Below are 23,820 nucleotides of genomic sequence, written 5' to 3'. Positions count from 1 at the left end.
ATGACCAAACGACTGCAGGGACGCGTCGCGTTCATCACCGGTGCCGCCCGCGGGCAGGGCCGCGCGCACGCGATCCGGATGGCCGAACAGGGTGCCGACATCATCGCCGTCGACATCGCCGCGCCGCTGCCCCCGTGCGTGCCCTATGACCCGGCCACCCCCGAGGATCTGGAGGAGACCGCGCGGTTGGTGGAGAAGACCGGCCAGCAGATCCTGACCACCGTCGCCGACACCCGCGACCTGGCGGCGCTGCGCGCAGCGGTTGATGCCGGGGTCGCCGAGCTCGGCCGGCTCGACATCATCGTCGCCAACGCCGGCGTGGCGGCACCGCAGATCTGGAACGAGATCACCCCCACCGATTTCCGGGATGTGCTGGACATCAACGTGACCGGCACCTGGAACTCGGTGATGGCCGGCGCGCAGCACATCATCGACGGCGGCCGCGGTGGCTCGGTGATCCTGATCAGCTCGGCGGCCGGGGTCAAGCTGCAGCCCTTCATGATCCACTACACCGCCAGCAAGCACGCGGTCACCGGGATGGCCCGGGCGTTCGCCGCCGAACTCGGCAAGCACGACATCCGGGTCAACAGCGTGCATCCCGGACCGGTGAACTCGGCGATGGGCTCGGGCACCATGATCGAGTCGATCGCCCGGACGATGGAATCCAACCCGCAACTCGCCCACATGATGACGCCGTTCCTGACCACCTGGATGGCCGAGCCCGAAGACATCGCCGACACGGTGAGCTGGCTGGCCGGCGATGAGTCGAAATTGATCACCGCCAGCGCGATCTCGGTCGACCAGGGCTCGACGCACTACTGATCCGATGGGATTCGCCTCGACGCTGGCGCAGCGGATCGCCGGGTACGGACCGCGGGACTGCATCGAGTTCGACGGTGTTTGGCACAGCGGCGATGAGCTGGTGCGCATCGGCGCCGAGCTGGAATCGGCGCTGCGCGAGGCCGGGGTCGGCGGCGCTGAACCGATCGGGTTGGTGGTGCGCAACCGGGTGCCGCACGCCGCGGTGATCCTCGGCGGCATTGCCGCCGGGCGCGGGGTGTCGATGATCTACTCCCATCAGTCCGACGCGGGCATCGCCGCCGACATCCGGTCGCTGGGCCTGCCGGCCGTCGTTGCGGCCGAGCAGGACTGGGGCCCCGCGGCCCGGCGAGCCGCGCGGGAGGCCGGGTCCGCGGCGATCGCGATCGGGCCACCGGCGCGGGTGCTGACGTCCCGGTCCAGCCAGTGCCCGGCGGCGCCGCCGGATCCGGGCCTGCGGCTGCTGACCAGCGGTACCACCGGGCCACCCAAGCGGGTGGCGCTGCCGGAGCGGGTGCTCGAACACAATGTGGCCGGGATGACGCTGGGCCGCCGCATCGATCCCGGCGATCCGCCCGCGCTGGTGTTCTGGCCGTTCGGCAGCGTCGGGGTCTGCCAGCTGCTGGCCGCCGCGCACTCCGGGCAGCGGATCGTGCTGCTGGAGCGGTTCGCGGTCGCGCCGTGGGTGGACGCGGTGCGCCGGCACCGGATCCGCTGGAGCGGGGTGGCGCCGACGGTGATCCGGATGCTGCTGGACGCCGACGTGCCGCCCGAGGACCTGGCCTCCCTGGAGTATCTGCCGGGCGGGTCCGGGCCGCTGGAGCCAGCCCTGCAGCGCGCGTTCGAGGCGCGCTACCGCATTCCGCTGATCTGGGCCTACGGCGCAACCGAATTCGCCGGGACGGTGTGCAGCTGGACCCCGGAGCTGCGCGCCCAGTTCGGCGACACCAAGGTGGGCACGGTGGGCCGCCCGCTGCCCGGGGTGGCGGTCCGCATCCTCGGCGACGACGGCGCCGAACTGCCCGCCGGGACCCGCGGCCGGCTGTCGGCCCGGGTGGCGGCGATCGGCCCGGAGTGGATCGACACCACCGACATCGCCTGCATCGACGACGACGGGTTCCTCACCGTGCACGGCCGCGGCGACGGCGCGATCAACCGGGGCGGGTTCAAGGTGCTGCCCGAACGGGTTCGCGCGGTGCTGCTGGCCCACCCCGCGGTCGCCGACGCCGCCGTCGTCGGGGTGCCCGATGCCCGGCTGGGCGAGCTACCGTTCGCCGCCGTCGAATTGCTTTCCGGCGCGGCTGATCCGGGCGAGCAGGTGCTCAAAGACCTGGTCCGCGAGGCACTTCCGGCCCCGAACGTCCCGGTCGCGGTGGCGCGGGTGGCGGAGTTGCCGCGCAACGCGGTGCTGAAGGTGCGGCTCGACGCCGTCCGGGAGCTCTACCGCGGTTAGCTGAGAACCCGCCGCAGGAACCGCAGCTGGTCGGCCACCGCGTGCTCGAACCAATCGTTGCCCGGCCAGACGTCGAAGTGGTCGCACGGGTAGCGGTGCACGATCGCGCGGCCCAGCTCGGCGGTGCGGGCCGCGGCGTGCGCGGGCACCAGTCGGTCGAAGTCGGCGATCTGCACCAGCAGCGGGGTGCGCAGCGCCCGCGCGTACCGGGCGGTGCTGATCCGGGACAGCTCGATGCCGATACTCGCGTCGATCTCGTTGCGCCAACTGGGCCCGGCGATCCCCAGATAGCTGGTCAGGCAGCCATCCAGCGCCAGCGCTCCCCCGCCGCCGGGCTCGCTGACCACCGGCATCAGCAGGCCGGGCCGGCCCGCGGCGGCCGCGATCCGGCTGCCCACGCCCAGGCCGGTGGCCCGCAGCGCGCCCGCCACCCCGGATTGCCGGATCACCTTCGCCCCGGTGGCCAGCGGGTTGGTCATCGGCGTCATCGCGATCACCGCGGCGATGTCGGTGCGGCCGGCGGCCAGCCGGATCACGTGTCCGCCGGACAGTGAGGCGCCCCAGAGCACCAGCCGGGACGCGTCGACGCCGGGCAGCGCGGCGGCGGTCGCCAGCGCGGCCCGGTAGTCGGCGAGCTGGTCATCGATAGAGATCCGTTGCCGCGGAATGCCCTCGGAGCGGCCGAAGCCGCGGTAGTCAAACGCCAGCACGTCCAGCCCGGCGCCGCGCAACCGCTCGGCGAACGGTTGCAGTCCGGAGTCCGCGGTGCCGGCGAAGCCGTGCGCCATCACCACCGCGGGCCGCGGCGCGCCGCCGGATCCGGCGAAATGCCAGCCGGCGCAGCGCACTCCACCGGAGTCGAAGTGCACCTCGCGGCCGGTCACCCGACACCCGCCCGGCGCGCACCGGCGGGCAACTCCCGGGTGCGCAGGTCGTGCTCGTAGTAGAAGTAGTCGACCTGCTGGGTGTGCCGCGGCCGGTCGGTGCAGTGCCCGACGTGCAGTCGCTGGTCGGCGTCGATGATCCGCTCCATCTCGGCGGCCGGCGGCAGCGCGTAGCGGCCGACGGCGTAGGCCGCCAGCAGCCGGCTCTGGCATTCCACGAACGGGAACAGCGTCGGGATCGCCTGGGCGAAGCCGACGAACACCAGGTTGTCGATGCCGGGGGCGAACATCCTTTTGTAGAGCCGGATCTGGTTGTCCGGGGCGCTGAGGAACTCCGGGGCGAAGAACGGGAAGGTGATGTTGTACCCGGTGGCGTAGATGATGACGTCGAAGACATCGGAGCTGCCGTCGTCGAAATGCACGACGTCGCCGTCGAGCCGGGTCACGTTGGGTTTGGGGATCACATCCCCGGAGCCGAGCCGCAGCGGTAACTCCACCGACTGGGTGGGGTGGGCCTCGAACAGCTTGTGGTTGGCCGGCGGCAGCCCGTAGGTGGTGGGGTCGGCGCCGACCAGCGGGGCGAACCATTGGGCGGCCCTGCGCTGCCAGGACAGCGGCAGGTACGGCGTGGTGCGGAACAGTTTGTCGCCGGGTTGGCCGCCGAGATACTTCGGCACGATCCAGGCGCTGGACCGCGTCGACAGCGTCACGGTGTTCTCCAAGGCGCGCGAGGACAATTCGACGGTGATGTCGGCGGCGCTGTTGCCGATGCCGACCACCAGGATCCGCTTGCCGGTCAGCGGCAGCGGGGTGTTCGGGTCGATGTAGTGGTGCGAATGGATGCTCGCGCCGGTGAACTCGCCGGGGAAGTCCGGCAGCCGGGGATCCCAGTGGTGCCCGTTGCCGACCACCAGCAGGTCGAACCGCCGGGTGTCCCCGGCCTGGTCGGTGATCGCCCAGCCGTCGCCGTCCCGGGCGGCGTGCACCACGCCGTTGTTGAACTCGATGGCGTCCAGCAGCCCGAAGGCCGCGGCGTAGTCGTCCAGGTAGCTCTTGACCTGAGAGTGGTGCGGAAAGTCCGGGAAATCCTCCGATATCGGAAAGTCCTTGAACGCCAACCGATGTTTGGAGGTGTCGATGTGCAGCGAGCGGTAGGCGCTGCTGCGGCCGTTCGGGTTGCCGAACGCCCAGTTGCCGCCGATCCGGTCGGACGTCTCGAACACGGTGTGCGGCACCCCGTAGTCCTTGAGCATCTTTGCCGACGTCAGCCCGCTAATACCGGCGCCGATAATCGCCGTTTTCGGATTGGCGAGTGCCCTCATACGGTTCCCCCGGCGCGCGGCGGCGTCACCGCCGATGTCGGTGCGCAGCACCTCGGCACCGCGGGCCACCAGGGCGCGCGGCGCAGCGCAACGCCGATCCCCGAACCCGCGCCGGTGACGACTCACCCTCACTCCAGTCTCTGCGGATACTCCAACGGTACGTCTTACAGCATTTCCATGGCGCGGGCGTTCGAACAAACGAAACGCGCAACCCAACTGAGCTGCTACGGTCGGACTGGTTGGAGTGTCTCGCGACGACTTCCGAGCACACGAACGCACTGGGGGTACTGATCGTGACGGACTTGGTAGTTAGCGAAGACGTCGGCCGAATACCAGGAGTGCTCGTCGACGTCGGCGATTCACTCGCAGCTGAAGAACTTGCCGCAGACGGGCACAGACTGAGCCCGTCGCTCGTAGCTGCCTTGTGGGTCACCAACGAGGTCCTTCCGCAACTGAACCAGGCAAGCGCAAGTCGCATCTATGCAGCCGGCGACGCAACCAACGTTCATCACCGAAGCGTGACCGCACTCGATGAGTCAGGAGTGCAGATTGTCTGATGCACAGATCGAGTGGACCGAAAGCGATATTCGAGCGGCTGATCCACAGCGAGTACTCAACCTGATCAATGCCTGGCCTCAGTCAGTGCAACGACTTGCCGAACATGGCGACGCCTACGTTGGTGCCGTCCGGGCACCCGAATGGTCTGGCAACACCGCGGGAACCATCGTCACGACAGCGGTCCGCCATAACGCTACTATCGCCGATGATGCTGATACCACCGGCGTTTTGCAGCGCCGGGCAACCACAGCCATGGACAACGTTATCAGAGCCCGATCGGCAGTACTTGAGTTGATTGACGACACTCGATCATCGAATAAGCTCGCCGTCAGCGACAACCTGAGGGTCACTGCAACCGACCTCGAGTATCAGTCAGTTGCCACCACAAAGGAAATGGCCATTCGGCAAGCCACCCAAAAATGGAGCGCTGCCGAGCAGTTCGCGGCCAGCGAGATACGCGCCGGGGCGCAACCGCTGACCGGTCACCCTAGCCAGGGTGGCGTTCAGCTTGTCGACAACCGCGTACCACTGAGTCCAGCTGGCGGCCCGTTCCCCCAAGATATTCCGAACCCCGTCACCGACGAGAATGACCTACAACCGCCCGAAGATTCCGGCAGGCTGACCGGCCACTGGAGAATCGATCGCTCACGGTCCTACGACACACTCCCCGACTTCCCCACAGCGCCCAACGGACCACAAATTCCGTCCGCCGAACACAGACAGCTAGACAAGCCGATCGTCGGCGCGAGCACTGGGATGCGAACTATCGGATCACCGCAGCCAGGAAGCGTCCGGGGGGGCGAGCCGGCCCTCATCGGTAAAGAGTCCTATAAGTTCCGCATTACCGGAGAAACCTTCACGCCAAATCCTGGACACGTTCAATGGATACAAGACGGCGGAAAATACTATATGGCGCAATGGATAGACCACGACATTGAAGTCGAACATGTCAAACAAGTCGCAGCAACCGGTAAGCTTGCAGGATTACCGCAGCCATTCTGGGGCCTAAACGACTGGCAAAAAATTGATAATTCCGGCATTTTTGCCATCATGTCTAGAAATCCCGGCTTGAACTTGTATATCCCGGATATGGGTGGCCAGAGTCATATGGTCGGCCCCGGCATGCCCGCTGTCGAGGGCCCCACAATACCGCAGATGACCACCGGATCACCTCTACCATCAATTCCCTCACCATGAAAGAGATGCCCAGATCCAACGCCAGACGCCCATGGCTGTTGGCTGCCACTCTCACCGCAGTCGCAGCGGTGGTGTCATTGGCGATTTGGTCGATCTATATCGACTCGAACCGCCCGGCGAATGACTGCACCACTGTGGAGAATCTCGGCGTCCAGTGGTCCGCCATGGTCGCCTTAGTCGAGGCCGCCAACGACCGCGCCCTCGACACAGCGGGTTCAGAGAACGATTCAGACTCGGTCGGCAGCCAGACGGCGATGGGCACGAAGCTGCGCGCGACAGCTGACACCGTCTCCAAACCGGAGATCAAGCAGGCATTGCTCTCTTGGGCAAGTGTTGCTGAGAAGTCAGCCCAACTTCAGCGCTACCTTTCGAAACATCCCGACACCCCAATTAGCGAAGTACAGTCGCACACACAGGAGAACGTGATCTTGCTCGATCAGGCAACTGGCAGTCTCGCCCAAATGTGCCCGGGGCTGCCAGCGGCACTCGCCCCGTCCAAGGGCTAGAACGGTGTCATCTGCACCAGAAATACTGGACCTATTGGGCTGCGTCAGCTTGGACGACTTGGCTGTGATCTACGAATTAAGGGGGCTCGAGAATCTTCCATATCCGTTGTTCGGCCGGACGCCGCCGGGACAGAATGAGGGACGCGAACGCGACGCCTATTGGGACCAGCTACACTGTGGTGATCTCAAATTCGTTCAGAATTGGATCACCGCATACATCAACGCCGATATCTGGCTTGAATGCCAGGTCCACTACTTGCCCCCGAGGTCCGGGACTGTTCGTGTCGCGGCATGCCGCGCAGACCAAATTGGGTTTCTTGCGTCGCAGCGTGTCGATGAGAATACCGTCAACCTCTACAGTGTTCCCCCGCTCCAATTGGGGTCCGCCGTCGCGACGTCAGTCGGCCTGACGGCACCAGGAACTCACAGCCTTATTGTCGCCCCACCATTTTTCGTCGATCTCGGGCCGCGCGGGACCACCCGAACTTCCGAGATCGACGACGGCGGGTTCAAGACCGTACCCGTGGTCTCAAAACGACCGGCACGCACGACCGTGGCAAGGGCCGATGTGATCTCAATGGCGGTAGCCCAGTCGCGCTGCGATCCTGCTCGTAGTTGGGGCTTGGACCCAGCCCAGGACGCAGTGGGTTGGGTGCATGTCGCTGGGGACGGCGACTACATCTACGCGCCGGATTTCTCTCACGCAGTACCCGGGACGGTGGAGATCCTAGGTAAGCGGATCGATCGTCTGATCGCGGAAGACATCGCAGAGCTGCGGCGGCGTCGGGAAAGCAACTGGTAGCTGCCACCCCAAACTCATGGTCGGACGATGATTTCGTTCCGCTCTGGCGCAAGCGCAACATCGGGTCGGAGTGGTGGTGACAGTCGGCCAAACTGGACCCCGGCCTGAGTTAGGACACCTCCGCTGCATTTCGGCCTGAGTTTGGACACCCCAGCAGATTCTCCTGACTTAGGCCTGAGTTTGGACATTTTGCTTAGTACCCAGGTTTGACCTGAGTTAGGACACCTCTGTCGCTTGCCAGAGTGATGGGGCGGCTAGCCCGTTGACCTGCGTATTCGCTCAGGGGTGGCCTGGTTTTGGCTTACTAACGGGGTAGGGTCCGGTGGGTGTTTGTGCGCAAGGTCCGCACCGCCTCGGGTGCGGTGGCAGTGCAGGTGATGCGCAAGTCCGGCCGCCGTGACGAGTTGGTCGAGCATGTCGGTTCTGCCCATACCGCCGCCGAGCTGGGCGTTCTGCTTGAACGTGCTCGCCGGATTGCCACCGGTGATCAAGATGTCCTGGATTTCGAGGTGTCGGTTCGCGCTGCCCGCGTCGATGATGTTGCCGATTGGCGGACCGGCACGTTGCGGTTGCCGGCCGGTGTTCCCAAAGGTGCCCCGGTGGCGTCGGGGCGGACCACGTCGACAAACTCGCGGCTGCTCTACGACGTGATTGGCGCGATTTACGACTGGGTGTTGACCGTCACTGGGGATGACGGCCATGGGGTGTTGTGGCGTCATTGATCTTGCCGATGTGGTGGTTGGTGTCGGGGTGGGGTTGATCTTGGTGGAGCAATGATCAGAACCTGTGGATGAGCCTCGGTGAGGGGGCGTGAAAGTGGGCGCACCTTCCCGAGGATGATCTGAATATCCGAAGGTCCGATCATGAGCCGGCGTTGGCGCGCTGGTTCGGGAAGGTACGCCCATGCTCACCGTAGTTCACGATGCCATCGAGGCCAACGAAAGCACTGGCGGTGCTGGTCGGTCGTTGTTGGACGAGATCGTCCGCGACGGCGCCCGTCAGATGCTGGCCGCCGCGTTGAAGGCTGAGGTCGCCGCCTACGTGGCCCAGTTCGCCGATCAGCTCGATGAGAAGGGGCATCGGCTGGTGGTCCGCAACGGCTATCACCAGGCCCGCGAGGTGCTGACGGCAGCCGGGGCAGTTGAGGTGAAAGCACCGCGAGTCAACGACAAACGCGTCGACCCCGACACCGGTGACCGGAAACGGTTCTCCTCGGCGATCCTGCCGGCCTGGGCACGCAAGTCACCGCAGATGAGCGAAGTGCTGCCGCTGCTGTACCTGCACGGGCTGTCCACCAGCGACTTCACCCCCGCTCTGGAGCAGTTCCTGGGCTCGGGTGCCGGGCTCTCGGCCACCACGATCACCCGGCTGACCAGCCAGTGGCAGGACGAGGCCCGCGCGTTTGCCGCCCGGGACCTGTCGGCACCGACTACGTCTACCTGTGGGTCGACGGCATCCACCTCAAGGTCCGCCTGGACCAGGAAAAGCTGTGTCTGCTGGTGATGCTCGGCGTGCGCGCGGACGGCCGCAAAGAGCTCGTGGCGATCACCGACGGCTACCGGGAATCGACCGAGTCGTGGGCTGATCTGCTGCGCGACTGTAAACGACGCGGCATGACCGCACCCGTGCTCGCCGTCGGCGATGGCGCACTCGGCTTCTGGAAAGCGGTACGCGAGGTGTTCCCGGCCACCAAAGAACAGCGGTGCTGGTTTCATAAGCAAGCCAATGTGCTTGCCGCCCTGCCAAAATCAGCGCACGCGTCGGCGTTGTCGGCGCTCAAGGAGATCTACAACGCCGAGGATATCGACAAGGCCCAGGTCGCGGTCAAGGCCTTCACGGTCGACTTCGGGGCCAAGTACCCCAAGGCGGTCGCCAAGATCACCGACGATCTGGACACCCTACTGGAGTTCTACCACTATCCCGCCGAGCACTGGATCCACCTACGCACGACAAATCCGATCGAAAGCGCCTTTGCCACAGTACGTTTGAGAACCAAGGTCACCAAGGGGCCGGGATCACGTGCGGCTGGTCTGGCCATGGCCTACAAGCTCATCGACGCCGCCGCGGCCCGCTGGCGTGCCGTCAACGCACCACACCTGGTCGCCCTGGTCCGCGCCGGCGCGGTCTTCCACAAGGGCAAACTGCTCGAACGCCCCACCGAAATCACCCCACCGACACCGCCCTCAGACGGCGATCAGCAAGCCGGAACGGAGGTCGCCTGAAACACGCCGATCCACAGGTATTGACAATTCCTCATCTTGGTGGTCGGCACCGTCAGTGTGTCGAGGAACTGATGGGTGCACGGCGTCACCGCTGAATTTCTTGGCGGAGTTCTCGGTGACGCCGTGCGTAGTGCGCGGAGGCACTGATGGTCACGGTAGAGGTTGATCCTGAGCGCGTCGAGTCCCGGTTTGAGGTTGCCCCCGTTCGGTAGACATCCCGATTGGTTTGGCAGTGTGCTGCCGGCCGGGAAAGGATGTTGTTGTGGGTGCGAAGAAGAGGGCGTCGTATACGCCGGCATATCGGCGTGAGGCCGCGAATCTGGTGATTGACACCGGGCGGTCGATTGCCGAGGTGGCGCGTGAACTCGGGGTCGGTGAGCAGTTGCTGGGCCGGTGGGTCGGAATTCAGCGTTCGCAGCGTGATTCCGCGCCGGAAGCTCTGGATATTGATGAGCGGGCGGAATTGGAACGGCTACGGGTGGAAGTCACCGAACTGCGGATGGATCGGGAATTCCTAAAAAAGCCGCTGCCTTCTTCGCGAAGGAGACCGGTCCGAACCCGCCGAGGCGTTCGCACTGATCGACGCGGAGAAGGCCACGTTCACCGTCAGCCGGTGCGCCCGGCTGCTGGGGGTCTCTCGCTCCGGCTACTACAAGTGGGTCAAGTCTCGCGAGCAGGAGCTCGGCCCGCGTGCGCGGCGGCGCGCCGAGCTGACCGAGGTGATCAAAGCCGCTCACGAGGAATCCGACGGGGTCGACGGCGCTCCGCGGATCCATGCGGCGCTGCGCCGGCAGGGAGAGGTCGTGTCCCGCAAGACGGTGGCGAAGATAATGGCGGACAACGGGATCGAGGGCATCAGCCCGCGCACCTGGCATCCGCCGACCACGATCGTCGATGACCGCGCGCACACGTTGCCGGACCTGGTGGGCCGGCGATTCGACCAAGGCGCACTGAACAAGGTGTGGACGTCTGACATCACTTACCTGAGCACTGACGAGGGCTGGCTGTACCTGTGCGCGGTTCGTGACGGTTGCTCGCGGCGGGTGCTGGGGTATGCGTTCGCCGATACCCTGCACACCGATGTGGTGGAGGCCGCGCTGCGCCGGGCGCACCTGTTCCGGGACCCCGTGACCGGGCCGCTGAAAGGGCTGGTGTTCCATGCAGATCGCGGCTGTCAGTACACCTCCACGCAGATGTTCAACGTGGCCGAGGAATTGAATGTGCGCCAGTCGGTGGGGCGAACCGGTGTGTGTTGGGACAATGCCCAGCAGGAGAGTTTCTGGTCGACGCTGAAAACAGAGTTCTATCACCGGTGGCACTTCACCACGCACACCGAAGCCATTACCGCGGTCGCGAATTGGATTGAGAACGTGTACAATTGGCGACGGTCCCATAGTTCACTCGGCTATCTCAGCCCAGTGGAATTCGAGACACGGATGATTAATCAAGCGGACGAAGCCGCTTAACCGGTGTCTACCGAACGGGGGCAACCCCAGTTTGAGCAATGATCAGAACCTGTGGATGAGCCTCGGTGAGGGGGCGTGAAATGTGGGCGCACCTTCCCGAGGATGATCTGAATACCCAAGGTCTGATCAAGAGCCGGCGTTGGCGCGCTGGTTCGGGAAGGTACGCCCATGCTCACCGTAGTTCACGATGCCCGGGAGGCCAACGAAAGTACCGGCGGTGATCGTCGGTCGTTGCTCGATGAGATCGTCCGTGACGGCGCCCGGCAGATGCTGGCTGCGGCACTCCAAGCCGAGGTCGCCGCCTACGTGGCCCAGTTCGCCGACCAGCTCGACGAGGACGGCCACCGGCTGGTGGTCCGCAACGGCTACCACCAGCCGCGTGAGGTGTTGACCGCGGCCGGCGCGGTGGAGGTCAAAGCCCCGCGGGTCAATGACCGGCGCGTGGACCCCGATACCGGTGCGCGGCAGCGGTTCTCCTCGGCGATCCTGCCCGCCTGGGCACGCAAGTCCCCGCAGATGAGCGAGGTGCTGCCGCTGCTGTACCTGCACGGCTTGTCCAGTGGCGATTTCGGTCCGGCGTTGGAGCAGTTCCTCGGCTCGGGTGCGGGGTTGTCGGCGTCGACGATCACCCGGTTGACCGCGCAGTGGCAGGACGAAGCTGCCGCGTTCGGGCGCCGGGATCTGTCGGGCACCGACTACGTCTACCTGTGGGTCGACGGGATTCACCTCAAGGTCCGTTTGGAGCAGACCAAGCTGTGCCTGCTGGTGATGATCGGCGTGCGTGCTGACGGCCGCAAGGAGCTTGTCGCGCTCACCGACGGGTATCGGGAGTCGACCGAGTCGTGGGCCGATCTGCTGCGCGACTGCCGCCGGCGCGGGATGACCGCCCCGGTGCTGGCTGTCGGCGACGGCGCCCTGGGGTTCTGGAAGGCGGTCCGTGAGGTGTTCCCCGCCACGCGCGAGCAGCGTTGCTGGTTCCACAAGCAAGCCAATGTGCTTGCCGCACTGCCGAAATCGGCGCACCCGTCGGCGTTGGCGGCGCTCAAGGACATCTATAACGCCGAGGATATCGACAAGGCCCAGGTCGCGGTCAAGGCATTCGAGGTCGACTTCGGGGCCAAGTACCCCAAGGCGGTCGCCAAGATCGTCGACGACCTCGATGTTCTGCTGGAGTTCTACAAGTACCCCGCCGAGCACTGGATCCACCTGCGCACCACGAATCCGATCGAATCCACCTTCGCCACCGTACGACTTCGGACCAAAGTCACCAAAGGGCCGGGATCGCGTGCGGCCGGGATTGCCATGGCCTACAAGCTGATCGACGCTGCCCAGGGGCGTTGGCGGGCCGTCAACGCACCGCACCTGGTCGCCCTGGTCCGTGCCGGCGCGGTCTTCCACAAAGGCAAACTGCTCGAACGACCCACCGACATCACCCCGCCACAACCGCCCTCAGGCGGCGATCAGCACACCGGAACGGAGGTCGCCTGAAACACCCCGATCCACAGGTCTTGACAATTTCTCCCCCCAGTTTGCACAACTGGCTCAAAAGCGCCGACGTCGAAGGCGGCCTGCGCGCCGGTGCCACCGGTGCCGAGAAGGCCGAGCTGCGCGAACTCAAGAAACGCAACCGGCTGCTTGAGCAGGAGAACGAAGTGCTGCGTCGCGCGGCCGCTTACCTGTCGCAGGCGAATCTGCCGGGAAAATAGTGTTCCCGCTCGTCCGTGAGATGGCCGCGGTGGCGTGCCGGGTCCTGGGCCTATCGACCCAGGGGTACTACAAGTGGCTCAAAGACCCCGTGTGTCAGCGGGACTGGGACGACGCGCACGCGATCAACGCCCTGTATGGCCTGCACGTCGACGAGCCCACCCTCGGATACCGATTCCTGACCGATGAACTCGCCGATGCCGGGATCGCCGCTGGGGAGATCCGGGTCGCACGGTTGTGCCAGGTCGCCGGAATCAGCGCGTCGCACCACAAGAAGAAGGGCAAGGCCGGCAAGCCCGGCCCACCGGTACACGACGACCTACTGGCCGCCGTTGACGACAAGGGCCGGGTGCGCCACGAGTTCACGGCCACCGCCCCGAATCAGCTGTGGCTCACCGACATCACCGAGCATCGCACCGGTGAGGGCAAGCTGTACCTGTGTGCGGTCAAGGACTGCTTCTCCAACCGGATTGGTGGCTACTCGATCGCCGGCCACATGCGCTCCACCCTGGTGGCCTCGGCCCTGCGTAACGCGATCGCTCTGCGCTGTCCGGTCGGCACGGTCTGTCATTCGGATCGGGGCAGTCAATTTCGATCCAAACGGGTTATGCGCCTTGTGAAGAACAACGGCCTGGTCGGGTCGATGGGGCGTGTCGGGGCTGCCGGTGACAACGCCGCCATGGAGTCGTTCTTCGCCCTGCTGCAAAAGAACGTTCTCGACACCCGCCGCTGGGATACCCGCGAGGAACTGCCCCTGGCGATCGTCACCTGGATCGAGACCAAGTACAACCGGCGCCGCCGTCAGCGCGCCCTCGGCTAACTCACCCCGGTCGAGTTTGAGATGATCTACACGGCCGCAGACGCGGCCTGAACCCTGCACACCCCGAGTGTCAACCAGACCGGGGGCAGACCCTACCGATATGACCGAACACCACACGGGTGAAGGCAAGCTCTATCTGTGTGCGATCAAGGACGTGTTCTCCAACCGGATCGTCGGCTACAGCATCGACTCGAGGATGAAGTCACGACTGGCCACCACGGCGTTGGCCAATGCGGTGGCCCGCCGCGGCGAGGTCGCCGGCTGCGTGGTCCACAGCGACCGCGGCAGTCAATTTCGAAGCCGGAAATTCGTCCGTGCCCTGGGGTACCACGACATGGTCGGCTCCATGGGACGGGTCGGGGCGGCCGGCGACAACGCCGCCATGGAGAGCTTCTTCTCCCTGCTGCAGAAGTACCGTCCTGGACCGCCGCCGCTGGGATACCCGCGAGCAGTTGCGCATCGCCATCGTCACCTGGATCGAGCGGACCTATCACCGGCGCCGCCGGCAGGTCGGCCTGGGCCGGTTGACCCCCATCGAATTCGAAGCAATCATGATCACACCGGCCAGTCAGGCCGCGTGACCCAAACTGTCACCTGATCGTGCAGCAGACCCGGTCGCCGGTGAAAGTCCTGCTGGTCGAAGACGAAGAAATGCTGGCCGAGACCGTCGCGGTGGGGTTGCGCGCCGAAGGGTTCGTCGTTGTCACCACCGGGAACGGAACCGACGGGCTGTGGCTCGCCTGCAATGAAACGTTCGACGTCGTCGTGCTCGACATCATGCTGCCCGGCCTCAATGGGTACGAGGTGCTGCGCCAATTGCGAGCCGCCCAGGTCTGGACGCCGGTGCTGATGCTGGCCGCCTAGGACGGCGACTACGACCAGACCGACGCCTTCGACTACGACTACGACTACGACTACGGCTACGGCTACGGCTACGGCTACGGCTACGGCTACGGCGCGGACGACTACCTCAGCAAGCCGTTCTCCTTCCGGATTCTGGTGGTCCGGTTGCGTGCGCTGATCCGCCGGGGTGCGCCGGAGCGGCCGGTGGCGCTGACCGCCGGCGACATTCGCCTTGACCCGGCCCGCCGGGTGGTCGAGCGTGTCGGTTCTCCGGTCTCCCTGACCCCGCGGGAATTCGGCCTGCTCACCTACTTCCTCCGCAACAAGGACACCGCGGTCACCAAAACCGATATCTTGCAGAATGTTTGGGACGCCCACTACAGCGGCCCGGACAACGTCGTCGAGGTCTACGTCGGCTATCTGCGCCGCAAGATCGGGGCGGACGTGATCGCGACGTCCGGGGCGTGGGCTATCGGCTGGATTCCGGGGACGTCGTCACCGGCAACTGAACAGTGACGACGGCGCCGCCTCCGATGCGGTCGCCGATGGCGACGCTTCCCTCGTGCGCGGCGACGATTTCCCCGACGATGGCCAGTCCCAGCCCGCTGCCGCCGCCGAGCCGGGACCGGTCGGCGTCCAGTCGCACGAAGCGCTCGAACACCCGCCCGCGATCCTCGGCGGGTATCCCGGGGCCGTCGTCGTGCACCTCCAGATAGGCGTGCGCGTCGTCGCCGCGGGCATAGCGGGCCGCGTTGTCCACCAGATTCCGCAGCACCCGCGCCGGGCCCTGCTCGTCGCCGACCACCCGAACCGGGTCCCGCCGGCCCGAGACCGTGAGGCCGGTTTGCCCGCGGAGGCGCTGCACCTCGGCAGCGGCCAGGTCGTCGAGGTCGACCTCGGTGCGGCGCATCGGCAGTCCGCGCTCGTCGGCCCGGGCGAGCAGCAGCAGGTCCTCGACCAGGTACTGCATGCGGTACGCCTCGGGCAACAGCGTGCTCTGCACCATCTGCGCGTCGACCAGCTCGGGATGCGCGGCACCGATCTCCAGACCGGAGATCACCGTCGACAGTGGGCTTCTGAGTTCGTGGGAGGCGTCGCCGACGAACCGGCGCACAGCGATGTGACCGGATTCGATCCGGACCAGCATGTCGTTCATTGTGACGCCAGTGCCGTGATCTCATCGGACCGGGGCGGCACCGGCACCCGCTCACCCAAGCCGGTGGCGCTGATGGCCGACACCCGGGACCGGATCGCGTCCACCGACCGCAGTGAGCGACGCACCAGCAGGTAGGTGGCCCCGGCCGCCACCGCGGCCACGATCGGCGCCGTGATCGCCAGCATCCCGGCCACCGTTTCGACCACCGTCTCCGCCGGCTCGATCCCGCCGCCGACCAGCACCGTGTACCGGTGCTTCTTGCCCTTCACCGTCACCGCGCTCACCCGCACGTCATCGTCGTACGGGGCGACCGTGCCCACCCGGGAGTCGTTGTCCCGCACCGGTATCAGCGATTTCTTCGGGGCGGACTCGGACCGGCGCACCACGTCGCCGTCCTCGTCGAGTACCTGCACCGCCACAATCCGCTGATCGGTCGCCAGCAGCACCGATTCGAGTTCATCGGGCGGTTCCTCACGCAGCCGCTCGGCCACCGCCCGTGCCCGGGTCTCGGAGGCGTGGTCGACGTCGCTGATCATCAACTCGAACAGCACCGCCACCGACAGTGCGCCGACGATCGCCAATCCGGCCAGCACCGCCGCCCCGAGATGAGCGCCGACCGGACGGCGATCCCGCCCAGCCACCGCCGCAGCCGGCTACCCGGCGCCATGCCGCTCGGGTGTTGGCGTTAGGGCGGTTCGGGGAGGGTAGGCGCAACCGACTAGGGGCGTTGCGGGACGCTCGGCGACGGCGACGGGGACTGCACGCCGGCGCTGGGCTGCGATTTGCTCGGTTGGGCCGACTCGACGGCGTCATCGGACTCGTCGTCGTCGCAGTCGTCCTCATGCTTGTGGCTCTTGTCCTGCTTGTGGCCCTTGTCGTGGCCGTGGTCGTGTGAATGACTGTGGCGGTACTCGTCACTGCGCTCCGTTCCCGCCCAGAACCCGGCCCCGAACGTCAGTCCCAGTATGGCGATCGCGGCGGCCGCAGCACCGGCGATCACCCACCGGCGCCGCGTGACGTCGGATTTTTCGTGGTCGGCGGATGGGCCGTCTGCTGCACCGACGGTCTCCGGCGCCGCTTCGGCTGCCTCATCACCCTGCGGGTCGGTGGACGCGTCGGCCGGGTCGTTCTCGTTCTCGTTGCTCATGCCCACATGGTGCGTGACGTTTGCTAAGACTTCGTTGAGAACGGGCACACAGGCCCGAGGGGCGGCTCAGACGGTGATCTCGCCCCGCTCGGCCGCCAGTCCGATGTCGCTGCGGTGATGGCTGCCGGCCAGCTTGACCCCGGCGACCCGCCGATAGGCGTCCGCGCGGGCGGCAGCCAGATCCGGGCCGGTGCCGACGACGGCCAGCACCCGGCCGCCGGTCGAGACGGTCGCGCCGTCGTCGCGGCGGGCGGTCCCGGCGTGCAGCACGCCCTCGGCGCCGGCACCGGTGATGACGTCGCCGACCCGGGGCCGGCCGGGGTAGTTCTCCGCGGCGATCACCACGGTGACCGCGGCGCCCGGGCGCCAGCTCAGCTCGCCGAACTCGGCCAGGGTTCCGGTGGCGGCGGCACCCAGCAGCTGGGCCAGCGGGGAATCCAGCAGCGCCAGCACGGCCTGGGTCTCCGGGTCGCCGAAGCGGCAGTTGAACTCCACCACCGCCGGGCCGGCCGAGGTCATCGCCAGCCCCGCGTACAGCAGCCCGGTGAATCCGCAGCCGCGCCGAACCAGCTCGGCCGCAACGGGTTTGACGACGTCCTCGACGATGGCGGACACCGATTCGGCGGGCAGCCAGGGCAGCGGGGTGTAGGCGCCCATGCCGCCGGTGTTCGGGCCGGTGTCCCCGTTGCCCACCCGTTTGAAGTCCTGGGCGGGCAGCAGCGGCACCACCGTCTCGCCGTCGACGACGCAGAACAGCGACACCTCGGGGCCGTCGAGGAAGGACTCCAGCAGCACCGGGTGCCCGGAGTCGAGCAGCTCGGCGCCGTGCGCGCGGGCCGCGTCGCGGTCGGCGGTGACCACCACGCCCTTGCCGGCCGCCAGCCCGTCGTCCTTGACCACCCAGGCGGCCTGGCCGGCCGGCGGGCCGAACCGGTTCAGAGCGGCGTCCAGTCGGGCCGGGTTGTCGACGATCTCGCTGGTCGCGGTGCGCACCCCAGCGGCGGTCATCACGTCCTTGGCGAATGCCTTGGAGCCCTCGATCCGGGCGGCGTCGCGGCTCGGCCCGAAGCAGGCGATGCCGGCGGCGCGCAGCGCGTCGGCCACCCCGAGCACCAGCGGTACCTCCGGGCCGATCACCACCAGGTCGGCCTCGCACCGGCGGGCCAGCGCGACGACGGCGGCACCGTCGGTGATGTCGACGTCGTGCTGCTCGGCCAGCGTGGCCGTGCCGGCGTTGCCGGGGGCGATGGCCAGCGCGGTCACCGCCGGGTCGCGGGCAAGCGCCAGCAGCAGGGCATGTTCACGGGCACCGGATCCGATTACGAGGACGCGCACAACAGCACACCCTAGCGCCCGGCCCGCCGGGCGGTTTTGCCCCGCTCGCCGGGGGCGGCAGACGACGGTCCGGGGCGTGCGGTCGGCGCCGCGGGACCGCTCACGCACGGGCTCACCCCCGCAGATTTTCTTAGAGTTTCCTCACGATTGGGGTCCTGATTTGTGGGCTGCGGGCCCGGTTTCTGTCGGTGGCTCGAACTAACGTTCTATACATGGGGAACAGTGCATACGCCGACCGGGACACCGTCCTGGCAGCACTGGCCGCCGCCGAGTCCGCGGCCGCCGCGCTGGCCGGTTGCCGCCTCGACGGGTTCACCCCCGAAGAACTCCTCGACGTGCTGGCCCGCCGCCAAGCCCTGGCCTGGGCCGCCCCGGCCTTCGATCACACCCTGACCGCTCACCTGGCCGCCACCGCCGACCCCGGCGTGCTCGGGGCAGCCAGCCTCAAACTCGTGCTGGCCGAACGGCTCCGCATCTCCCGCCGCGCCGCCGCCCGGCGGCTGGCCGAGGCCGCCGACCTGGGCCCCCGCACCAGCCTCGACGGCCAACCCCTAGAACCCCGACTGCCCACCCTGGCTGCGGCGGTGGCCGCCGGGGCGATCGGGCCCGAACACGTGGACATCGCCCGCGACATCTACCGGCAACTGCCGGCGAACCTGGACCCCGACTACCGCCAGGCCGCCGAAGCAGACCTGGCCGGCCTGGCCACCCAATTCGCCCCCGAGCAATACCGCACCCTGGCCACCCACCTGTTGACCATCCTGGACCCCGACGGCGACTACCAGGAACGCGCCCGCCGCGCCCAGCGCGGCCTGACCCTGGGCCCGCAACGCCGCGACGGCATGAGCGCGCTGCGCGGCACCCTGACCCCCGAAGCCCGCGCCACCCTGGAGCCGATCCTGGCCAAACTCGCCGCCCCCGGCATGTGCAACCCCAACGACGAACACCCGTGTGTCAGTGGGACCCCGAGTCAGGAGCAGATCAGCGCCGATCAGCGCAGCGCCGCCCAACGCGGCCACGACGCCCTGATCGCCCTGAGCCGCGCCGTCCTGGCCGCCGGAGACCTCGGAAAACTCAACGGCCTACCGGTCACCGTGGTCATCACCACCACCCTCGCCGAACTCCAAACCGCCGCCGCCACCCACCCCGACGCCACCCCCAACTGGACCACCACCAACGGCAACAGCGCCGAAGACAACAGCAGCAACGGCAGCAGTGCGCCACCGGCCCTGAACCCCGACAATGGGTGGGCCATCACCGCCGGCGGCACCCGCGTCCCCATGCGCGATCTCCTGCGCATGGCCAGCCACGCGTATCACTACCTGAGCCTGTTCGACGGCCACGGCCGCGCCCTATGGCTCGGCCGCTCCAAACGCCTGGCCACCGCCGACCAACGCCTGGTCCTGTTCAGCCGAGAACGCGGCTGCACCAGGCCCGGCTGCCCCGAACCCTTCTACCGAACCCAAGCCCACCACCTCGACCCCTGGACCCCCAAACCCGGCCAACCCGGCAGCCGCGGCGACCCCGACCCCGAGGATGCGGCCGGCGGGAACACCAATATCGACGACCTCGCCCTGGCCTGCCGCGCCGACAACAACATGGCCGACAAATTCGACTGGACCACCATCCGCAACACCGACGGCCGCGTCGAATGGATCCCCCCACCGGCCCTGGACCGCGGCCAACCCCGCACCAACACCATCAACTTCCCCGAAGAGCTCCTGGCCCGCTACCGCAACCTGCGCCAAACCCACCCCGAGCAGGACCTCCCACCCCAAGACGAACCGCACTGGCTCGACCAAGCCATCGACGCCCACCGCCGCTACGACACCGACCCCACCGACGCCGAACTCACCCACCAACTCATCCTCGACAACACCCCCTACCCCCAGGACTGGAACGACCCCAGCACCTGGCAGAAAATCCAGCCCGGCGACGACACGGACACGGGCTAGCCCCGGCCGGTCAGCGCTCGTCGAGGGTGCGGCCGCTGCTCATCTTCACCGCCGCATTGACGTTGGCGACCTTGTCCTCGGCCCGGCCGGCCTCGGCGGCCTTGCGGCGGCGCGCGACGATCTTGTCGACGCTGCCGTTGAGGCCCGATCCCAGCGGGAAGCCGAGGTACTGGGTGAGGAACACCGCCATCTGCTTGAGTTCCTCGCCGGTGAGCTCCTCGTTGAGCAGGGCGGCGTTGACCTGGATCTCGGCCAGGTCCTGGCGGCCGACCGCGGTGACCGCGGCCAGCGTCATGATCCGCTTCTCCCGCATCGACAGCCCGGGCCGGTTCCAGATGTCACCGAAGAGGTGGTCGACGGTGAGGTCGAAGTACGGGTCGCCCTCGATATTGGGCATCTCCCAGCCGTAGACCTCGTTCATCTTGGCCAGGCCCTTGGCGCGCAATTCGTCCATGTTGTCCTCTCCTACCCGTTGTCCAGTCCGTGCGGCACGCCGAGACCGGCGGCCAGGTCGCGCAACGCGATCTGCGCCAGCGGCAGTTCCACGCCCACCGTGTCGCCCAGCCCCAGGGCCAGCCGCAGATCCTTCTCGGCCAGCCCGCGGGTATGCACGAACATGTTGTACAGGAAGTGATCCGGTGCCAGCGGCGCGGTGTCATCGCGGGCCATGATCGCCCCGGGGCCGCCGCTCTGGGCATCGCTGTGCCGCACCACCCGGCCGAGCTTCTGCAGATCGATCCCGGCGGCCTCGGCCAGTCGCTGCGCCTCGCACGCCGCGGCGAAACCGATGAAGGTGAGCATGTTGCGGGCCAGCTTCATCCGGGTCCCCGCACCGGGTTCACCGGCGCGGACCACCACCGACGCCCACCGCTTGAACACCGGCTTGACGGTGTCGTAGGCCGCATCGTCGGCGCCGACCATAACGGCCAGCTCCCCCTTCGCGGCCGCCCCGGCACCGCCGCTGACCGGCGCGTCGACGATGTGAATCCCCCGGGGACGCAGCGCCTCGGCCAGCTCCGGCGCGGTGTCCGGTTCGATGGTGGAGTGAATGGCGATCACCGTGCCCGCCTTGGCGTGCTCGGCGAGTTGGCCGACGACGTCGCGGACCTGCTCGTCGTTGAGCACCGTCACGCTGATGACGTCGGCGGCCGCGGCGACCTCGGCCACGCTGCCGGCCGCGGTCGCGCCCGCCTCGGCGAACGGCGCCGTGGCCTCGGCGCGCACGTCGAACACCACCAGCCCGCCGGGCCAGTCCACCAACCGCTGCGCCATCGGCGCGCCCTGGTTGCCCAGGCCGATATAACCCAACGTGAGGTCACTCATGAGCGGATGATCTGTCCGCCGTCGACGTTGAAGATCTGCCCGGTGACCCAGGACGCCTCGTCCGACAGCAGGAACAGGCACATCCCGACCAGGTCTTCCGGGGTGCCGAGGCGGGCCAGCGGCAGGGTCTGCACGATCTGCTTGACGATGGCCTGCGGGGTGGTGGTGCGGTTGGCCTCGGTGTCGATCGGCCCCGGGGCGATCGCGTTGATCCGAATATTGCGCCAGCCCAGCTCGCGGGACAGCTGCTGGGTCAGGCCGTTGATGCCGACCTTGGCCAGTCCGTAGAAGTTCGAGTACACCCACGCCGCGGTCGAGGACTGGTTGACGATGACGCCGCCGCCGCGCTTCTCCATGTGGCCCACCACCGCCCGGCTGCACAGCAGCGCGCCGTCGAGGTTGACGCTCATGAACCTCTGGTAGTAGTCCCACGGCACGGTCAGCAGGCCGTCGAGCTTCATGCCGCCGAAGATGGCGGCGTTGTTGACCAGGTAGTCGATCCCGCCGAGCTCGGCGACCGTCGCCTCGGCCATCGCCACCGTCGAGTCCGGGTCCGAGACGTCGACCGACACTGCGATGGCGGTGCCGCCGGCGGCGGTGATCCCGTCGGCCACCGCGCGGGCACCGTCCATGTTGATGTCGGCGACGGCGACGGCCGCGCCCTCGCGGGCCAGCGCCTCGGCGTAGGCCTGCCCGATCCCGCCACCGGCCCCGGTGACGATCGCGACCTTGTTCTCAAAACGACTCATGCTTCTCCTATTTCGGTTGACCGGCGGCTAGGGCGCCAGCGTGGCAATGACCTTGATCTCGGTGTATTCCTCGAACCCGGCCAGGCCCATCTCGCGGCCCACGCCGGACTGCTTGTACCCGCCGAACGGCGCGTCGGCGGCGTACCAGACCCCGCCGTTGATGTTGACGGTGCCGACCCGCAGCCGGGCCGCGACGTTCGCGCAACGCTGCGGGTCACCGCCGAACACGGTGCCCGACAGCCCGTACGGGGAGTCGTTGGCGATCCGCACCGCGTCGTCGTCGCCGCCGTGGGCGATGACGGTCAGCACCGGCCCGAAGATCTCCTCGCGGGCCACCCGGGCGTCGTTGGTCAGCCCGGTGATCAGCGTCGGCTCGATGAAGAAGCCGGTCGGCCGGTCGGCGGGCCGGCCGCCGCCGCAGGCGAAGCTGCCGCCCTCGGCGATGGCCAGGTCCAGGTAGGACTGCACCCGGTCGCGCTGGCGCGCCGAGATCAGCGGGCCGCAGACGGTGCCCTTGGCGTTCGGGTCGCCGGGCCGCAGCCCGGCCATGGTGGCCGCGGCGGCGGCCACCGCGTCGTCGTAGGACGCCCGCGGCACCACCAGCCGGGTGGTGATCGCGCAGCCCTGCCCGGCGTGCATCGAGGTGGTGAACGCCGCCATCGCGGCGGCCGCGGCCAGGTCGGCGTCGTCGAGCACGATGAACGCCGACTTGCCGCCGAGCTCCAGGAACACCTTCTTGATGGTGGCCGCGGCGTCGGTCATCACCGCGCGGCCGGTGGCGGTGGAGCCGGTGAACGACACCATGTCCACCCGCGGGTCGGTGGACAGCAGCGCACCGACGCCGTGGTCGCTGGAGGTGACGATGTTGATCACCCCGGGCGGGAAATCGGTGTGCTCGGTGATGATTTCGCCGAGCACCGCCGCGGCCCACGGGGTGTCCGGGGCGGGCTTGAGCACCAGGGTGTTGCCGGCGGCCAGCGCCGGACCGATCTTGGCCAGGTTGATCTGGTGCGGGAAGTTCCACGGCGTGATGGCCCCGACCACCCCGACCGCCTCCCGGGCGATGGTCCGGTTGCTGGGCATGCCCTGTGGCCGGGCGAAGCCCAGATCGGTGTTCCAGGAGAAGTTTTCGGCGGTGTCCGCGCAGAACGACAGGTCGTCGACCGGGCCCTCCAGCTGCCCGCCGGAGGTCAGCATCCGCGGGGCGCCGACCTCGGCGATGGTCAGCTCGCGCAGCTCCTCGATGTTCGCCTGCATCGCCTCGCGCAGCTGCCGGATGCAGCGCACCCGCAGCGCGGTGTTGCGCGACCATTCGGTGTCGTCGAAGGCCCGCCGGGCGGCCTCGATCGCCGCGCCCATGTCGGCGGCCGAGGCGTCCGCGGCGGTGCCGAGGACCTCCTCGGTGGCGGGGTTGACGGTGCCGAACGCCCCGTTTTCACCGGCGCGAAGCTCGCCGTCGATGAGCAGCCGGCTTTCCCGGTCGGCCAGTAACGCCATCTGCGGATCCACTCCCTCGGGTCTTCTGAAGAAATCTGGACATGTGTCCGATGTGTGCTGAA

The 23,820-nt window shown here is 67.6% G+C and carries 16 protein-coding genes and 6 pseudogenes; 13 read left to right on the top strand and 9 right to left on the bottom strand.

Going from position 1 to position 23,820, the window contains the following annotated elements; translation table 11 throughout:
* Both G6N10_RS17135 and G6N10_RS17130 read left to right on the top strand, forming a co-directional pair.
* On the top strand, window positions 1-822 hold the full coding sequence (locus G6N10_RS17135) for a mycofactocin-coupled SDR family oxidoreductase (RefSeq protein ID WP_085099551.1): 822 nt from the start codon (window positions 1-3) through the stop codon (window positions 820-822).
* 4 nt (window positions 823-826) lie between these two features.
* On the top strand, window positions 827-2,272 hold the full coding sequence (locus G6N10_RS17130; protein ID WP_085099548.1) for a class I adenylate-forming enzyme family protein: 1,446 nt from the start codon (window positions 827-829) through the stop codon (window positions 2,270-2,272).
* On the opposite strand, the gene G6N10_RS17125 is transcribed toward G6N10_RS17130, so the two are convergent.
* Both G6N10_RS17125 and G6N10_RS17120 read right to left on the bottom strand, forming a co-directional pair.
* A complete protein-coding gene (locus tag G6N10_RS17125; RefSeq protein ID WP_085099545.1) occupies window positions 2,269-3,156 on the bottom strand; it encodes an alpha/beta hydrolase in 888 nt (295 codons plus the stop codon). The genes G6N10_RS17130 and G6N10_RS17125 overlap by 4 nt on opposite strands.
* Complete coding sequence (locus G6N10_RS17120) at window positions 3,153-4,478, bottom strand: flavin-containing monooxygenase (protein ID WP_085099878.1); 1,326 nt, start codon at window positions 4,476-4,478, stop codon at window positions 3,153-3,155. The genes G6N10_RS17125 and G6N10_RS17120 overlap by 4 nt, the downstream gene beginning before the upstream one ends.
* 549 nt (window positions 4,479-5,027) lie before the next feature.
* Here G6N10_RS17120 and G6N10_RS17115 point away from each other — a divergent pair.
* The 10 genes and pseudogenes from G6N10_RS17115 to G6N10_RS17070 all read left to right on the top strand — a co-directional run bounded on the left by G6N10_RS17115 (window position 5,028) and on the right by G6N10_RS17070 (window position 15,105).
* Window positions 5,028-6,233, top strand: coding sequence for a hypothetical protein (locus G6N10_RS17115; RefSeq protein WP_133055181.1), 1,206 nt, complete (start codon window positions 5,028-5,030; stop codon window positions 6,231-6,233).
* Entirely contained in the window at window positions 6,230-6,739 is a 510-nt protein-coding gene (locus tag G6N10_RS17110; RefSeq protein ID WP_133055180.1) for a hypothetical protein, read from the top strand. Before G6N10_RS17115 ends, G6N10_RS17110 begins: the two co-directional genes overlap by 4 nt.
* A gap of 58 nt (window positions 6,740-6,797) precedes the next feature.
* Window positions 6,798-7,541, top strand: coding sequence for an ESX secretion-associated protein EspG (locus G6N10_RS17105; RefSeq protein WP_133055179.1), 744 nt, complete (start codon window positions 6,798-6,800; stop codon window positions 7,539-7,541).
* A gap of 326 nt (window positions 7,542-7,867) precedes the next feature.
* A pseudogene (locus tag G6N10_RS17100) lies at window positions 7,868-8,215 on the top strand (IS1634 family transposase); the annotation flags it as partial.
* Window positions 8,216-8,444: 229 nt separating this feature from the next.
* A pseudogene (locus G6N10_RS17095) lies at window positions 8,445-9,763 on the top strand (IS256 family transposase).
* A gap of 262 nt (window positions 9,764-10,025) precedes the next feature.
* Window positions 10,026-11,229 (top strand): IS3 family transposase gene (locus G6N10_RS17090; RefSeq protein ID WP_109750633.1). Its coding sequence is split into 2 segments (ribosomal slippage): window positions 10,026-10,282 and window positions 10,281-11,229, totalling 1,206 coding nucleotides; the frame shifts between segments, so codons are not numbered across the junction.
* A 168-nt stretch (window positions 11,230-11,397) separates the two neighbouring features.
* Entirely contained in the window at window positions 11,398-12,717 is a 1,320-nt protein-coding gene (locus G6N10_RS17085) for an IS256 family transposase (RefSeq protein WP_085100247.1), read from the top strand.
* 26 nt (window positions 12,718-12,743) lie between these two features.
* Window positions 12,744-13,753: pseudogene (locus G6N10_RS17080) on the top strand (IS3 family transposase); the annotation flags it as partial.
* A gap of 94 nt (window positions 13,754-13,847) precedes the next feature.
* Window positions 13,848-14,334, top strand: a pseudogene (locus G6N10_RS17075) (IS3 family transposase); the annotation flags it as partial.
* Between the two features lie 40 nt (window positions 14,335-14,374).
* Window positions 14,375-15,105: pseudogene (locus G6N10_RS17070) on the top strand (response regulator transcription factor).
* On the opposite strand, the pseudogene G6N10_RS17065 reads toward G6N10_RS17070, so the two are convergent.
* The 3 genes and pseudogenes from G6N10_RS17065 to purD all read right to left on the bottom strand — a co-directional run bounded on the left by G6N10_RS17065 (window position 15,066) and on the right by purD (window position 18,234).
* Window positions 15,066-16,419: pseudogene (locus G6N10_RS17065) on the bottom strand (HAMP domain-containing sensor histidine kinase). The pseudogenes G6N10_RS17070 and G6N10_RS17065 overlap by 40 nt on opposite strands.
* A gap of 51 nt (window positions 16,420-16,470) precedes the next feature.
* Window positions 16,471-16,899, bottom strand: coding sequence for a hypothetical protein (locus tag G6N10_RS17060; RefSeq protein ID WP_085092527.1), 429 nt, complete (start codon window positions 16,897-16,899; stop codon window positions 16,471-16,473).
* A gap of 66 nt (window positions 16,900-16,965) precedes the next feature.
* Window positions 16,966-18,234 carry a phosphoribosylamine--glycine ligase gene (purD, locus tag G6N10_RS17055; RefSeq protein ID WP_085092526.1) on the bottom strand — a complete coding sequence of 423 codons (1,269 nt, stop codon included), beginning with the start codon at window positions 18,232-18,234 and terminating at the stop codon, window positions 16,966-16,968.
* 212 nt (window positions 18,235-18,446) lie between these two features.
* On the opposite strand from purD, the gene G6N10_RS17050 reads away from it, so the two are divergent.
* Window positions 18,447-20,189 carry an HNH endonuclease signature motif containing protein gene (locus G6N10_RS17050; protein WP_163742563.1) on the top strand — a complete coding sequence of 581 codons (1,743 nt, stop codon included), beginning with the start codon at window positions 18,447-18,449 and terminating at the stop codon, window positions 20,187-20,189.
* Window positions 20,190-20,199: 10 nt separating this feature from the next.
* Here the strand turns inward: G6N10_RS17050 and G6N10_RS17045 are convergent, their stop codons facing one another.
* The 4 genes from G6N10_RS17045 to G6N10_RS17030 are packed head-to-tail and all read right to left on the bottom strand — an operon-like array spanning window position 20,200 to window position 23,758.
* Window positions 20,200-20,643 (bottom strand): carboxymuconolactone decarboxylase family protein, encoded by a 444-nt coding sequence (locus tag G6N10_RS17045; protein WP_085092425.1) that lies wholly within the window; start codon window positions 20,641-20,643, stop codon window positions 20,200-20,202.
* An 11-nt stretch (window positions 20,644-20,654) separates the two neighbouring features.
* Entirely contained in the window at window positions 20,655-21,512 is an 858-nt protein-coding gene (locus G6N10_RS17040) for an NAD(P)-dependent oxidoreductase (protein ID WP_085092424.1), read from the bottom strand.
* Entirely contained in the window at window positions 21,509-22,261 is a 753-nt protein-coding gene (locus G6N10_RS17035; protein WP_085092423.1) for an SDR family oxidoreductase, read from the bottom strand. The genes G6N10_RS17040 and G6N10_RS17035 overlap by 4 nt, the downstream gene beginning before the upstream one ends.
* Before the next feature lie 27 nt (window positions 22,262-22,288).
* Window positions 22,289-23,758 (bottom strand): aldehyde dehydrogenase, encoded by a 1,470-nt coding sequence (locus G6N10_RS17030; protein WP_085092432.1) that lies wholly within the window; start codon window positions 23,756-23,758, stop codon window positions 22,289-22,291.
* Window positions 23,759-23,820 lie beyond the last annotated feature (62 nt).

This window comes from Mycolicibacterium fallax, assembly GCF_010726955.1.
In the GTDB taxonomy this organism is placed as follows: Bacteria; Actinomycetota; Actinomycetes; order Mycobacteriales; family Mycobacteriaceae; genus Mycobacterium; species Mycobacterium fallax.
Note: the sequence above shows the minus strand (reverse complement) of the source record. Positions and strands in the feature narration are given on the sequence as shown.

Excerpts from the sequence above, each read along its gene's own strand:
- G6N10_RS17135 (WP_085099551.1), top strand. The coding sequence starts at position 1 with ATGACCAAACGACTGCAGGGACGCGTCGCGTTCATCACCGGTGCCGCC.
- G6N10_RS17130 (WP_085099548.1), top strand. The coding sequence starts at position 827 with ATGGGATTCGCCTCGACGCTGGCGCAGCGGATCGCCGGGTACGGACCG.
- G6N10_RS17120 (WP_085099878.1), bottom strand. The coding sequence starts at position 4,478 with ATGAGGGCACTCGCCAATCCGAAAACGGCGATTATCGGCGCCGGTATT.
- G6N10_RS17110 (WP_133055180.1), top strand. The coding sequence starts at position 6,230 with ATGAAAGAGATGCCCAGATCCAACGCCAGACGCCCATGGCTGTTGGCT.
- G6N10_RS17085 (WP_085100247.1), top strand. The coding sequence starts at position 11,398 with ATGCTCACCGTAGTTCACGATGCCCGGGAGGCCAACGAAAGTACCGGC.
- G6N10_RS17060 (WP_085092527.1), bottom strand. The coding sequence starts at position 16,899 with ATGAGCAACGAGAACGAGAACGACCCGGCCGACGCGTCCACCGACCCG.
- G6N10_RS17050 (WP_163742563.1), top strand. The coding sequence starts at position 18,447 with ATGGGGAACAGTGCATACGCCGACCGGGACACCGTCCTGGCAGCACTG.
- G6N10_RS17045 (WP_085092425.1), bottom strand. The coding sequence starts at position 20,643 with ATGGACGAATTGCGCGCCAAGGGCCTGGCCAAGATGAACGAGGTCTAC.
- G6N10_RS17040 (WP_085092424.1), bottom strand. The coding sequence starts at position 21,512 with ATGAGTGACCTCACGTTGGGTTATATCGGCCTGGGCAACCAGGGCGCG.
- G6N10_RS17035 (WP_085092423.1), bottom strand. The coding sequence starts at position 22,261 with ATGAGTCGTTTTGAGAACAAGGTCGCGATCGTCACCGGGGCCGGTGGC.
- G6N10_RS17030 (WP_085092432.1), bottom strand. The coding sequence starts at position 23,758 with ATGGCGTTACTGGCCGACCGGGAAAGCCGGCTGCTCATCGACGGCGAG.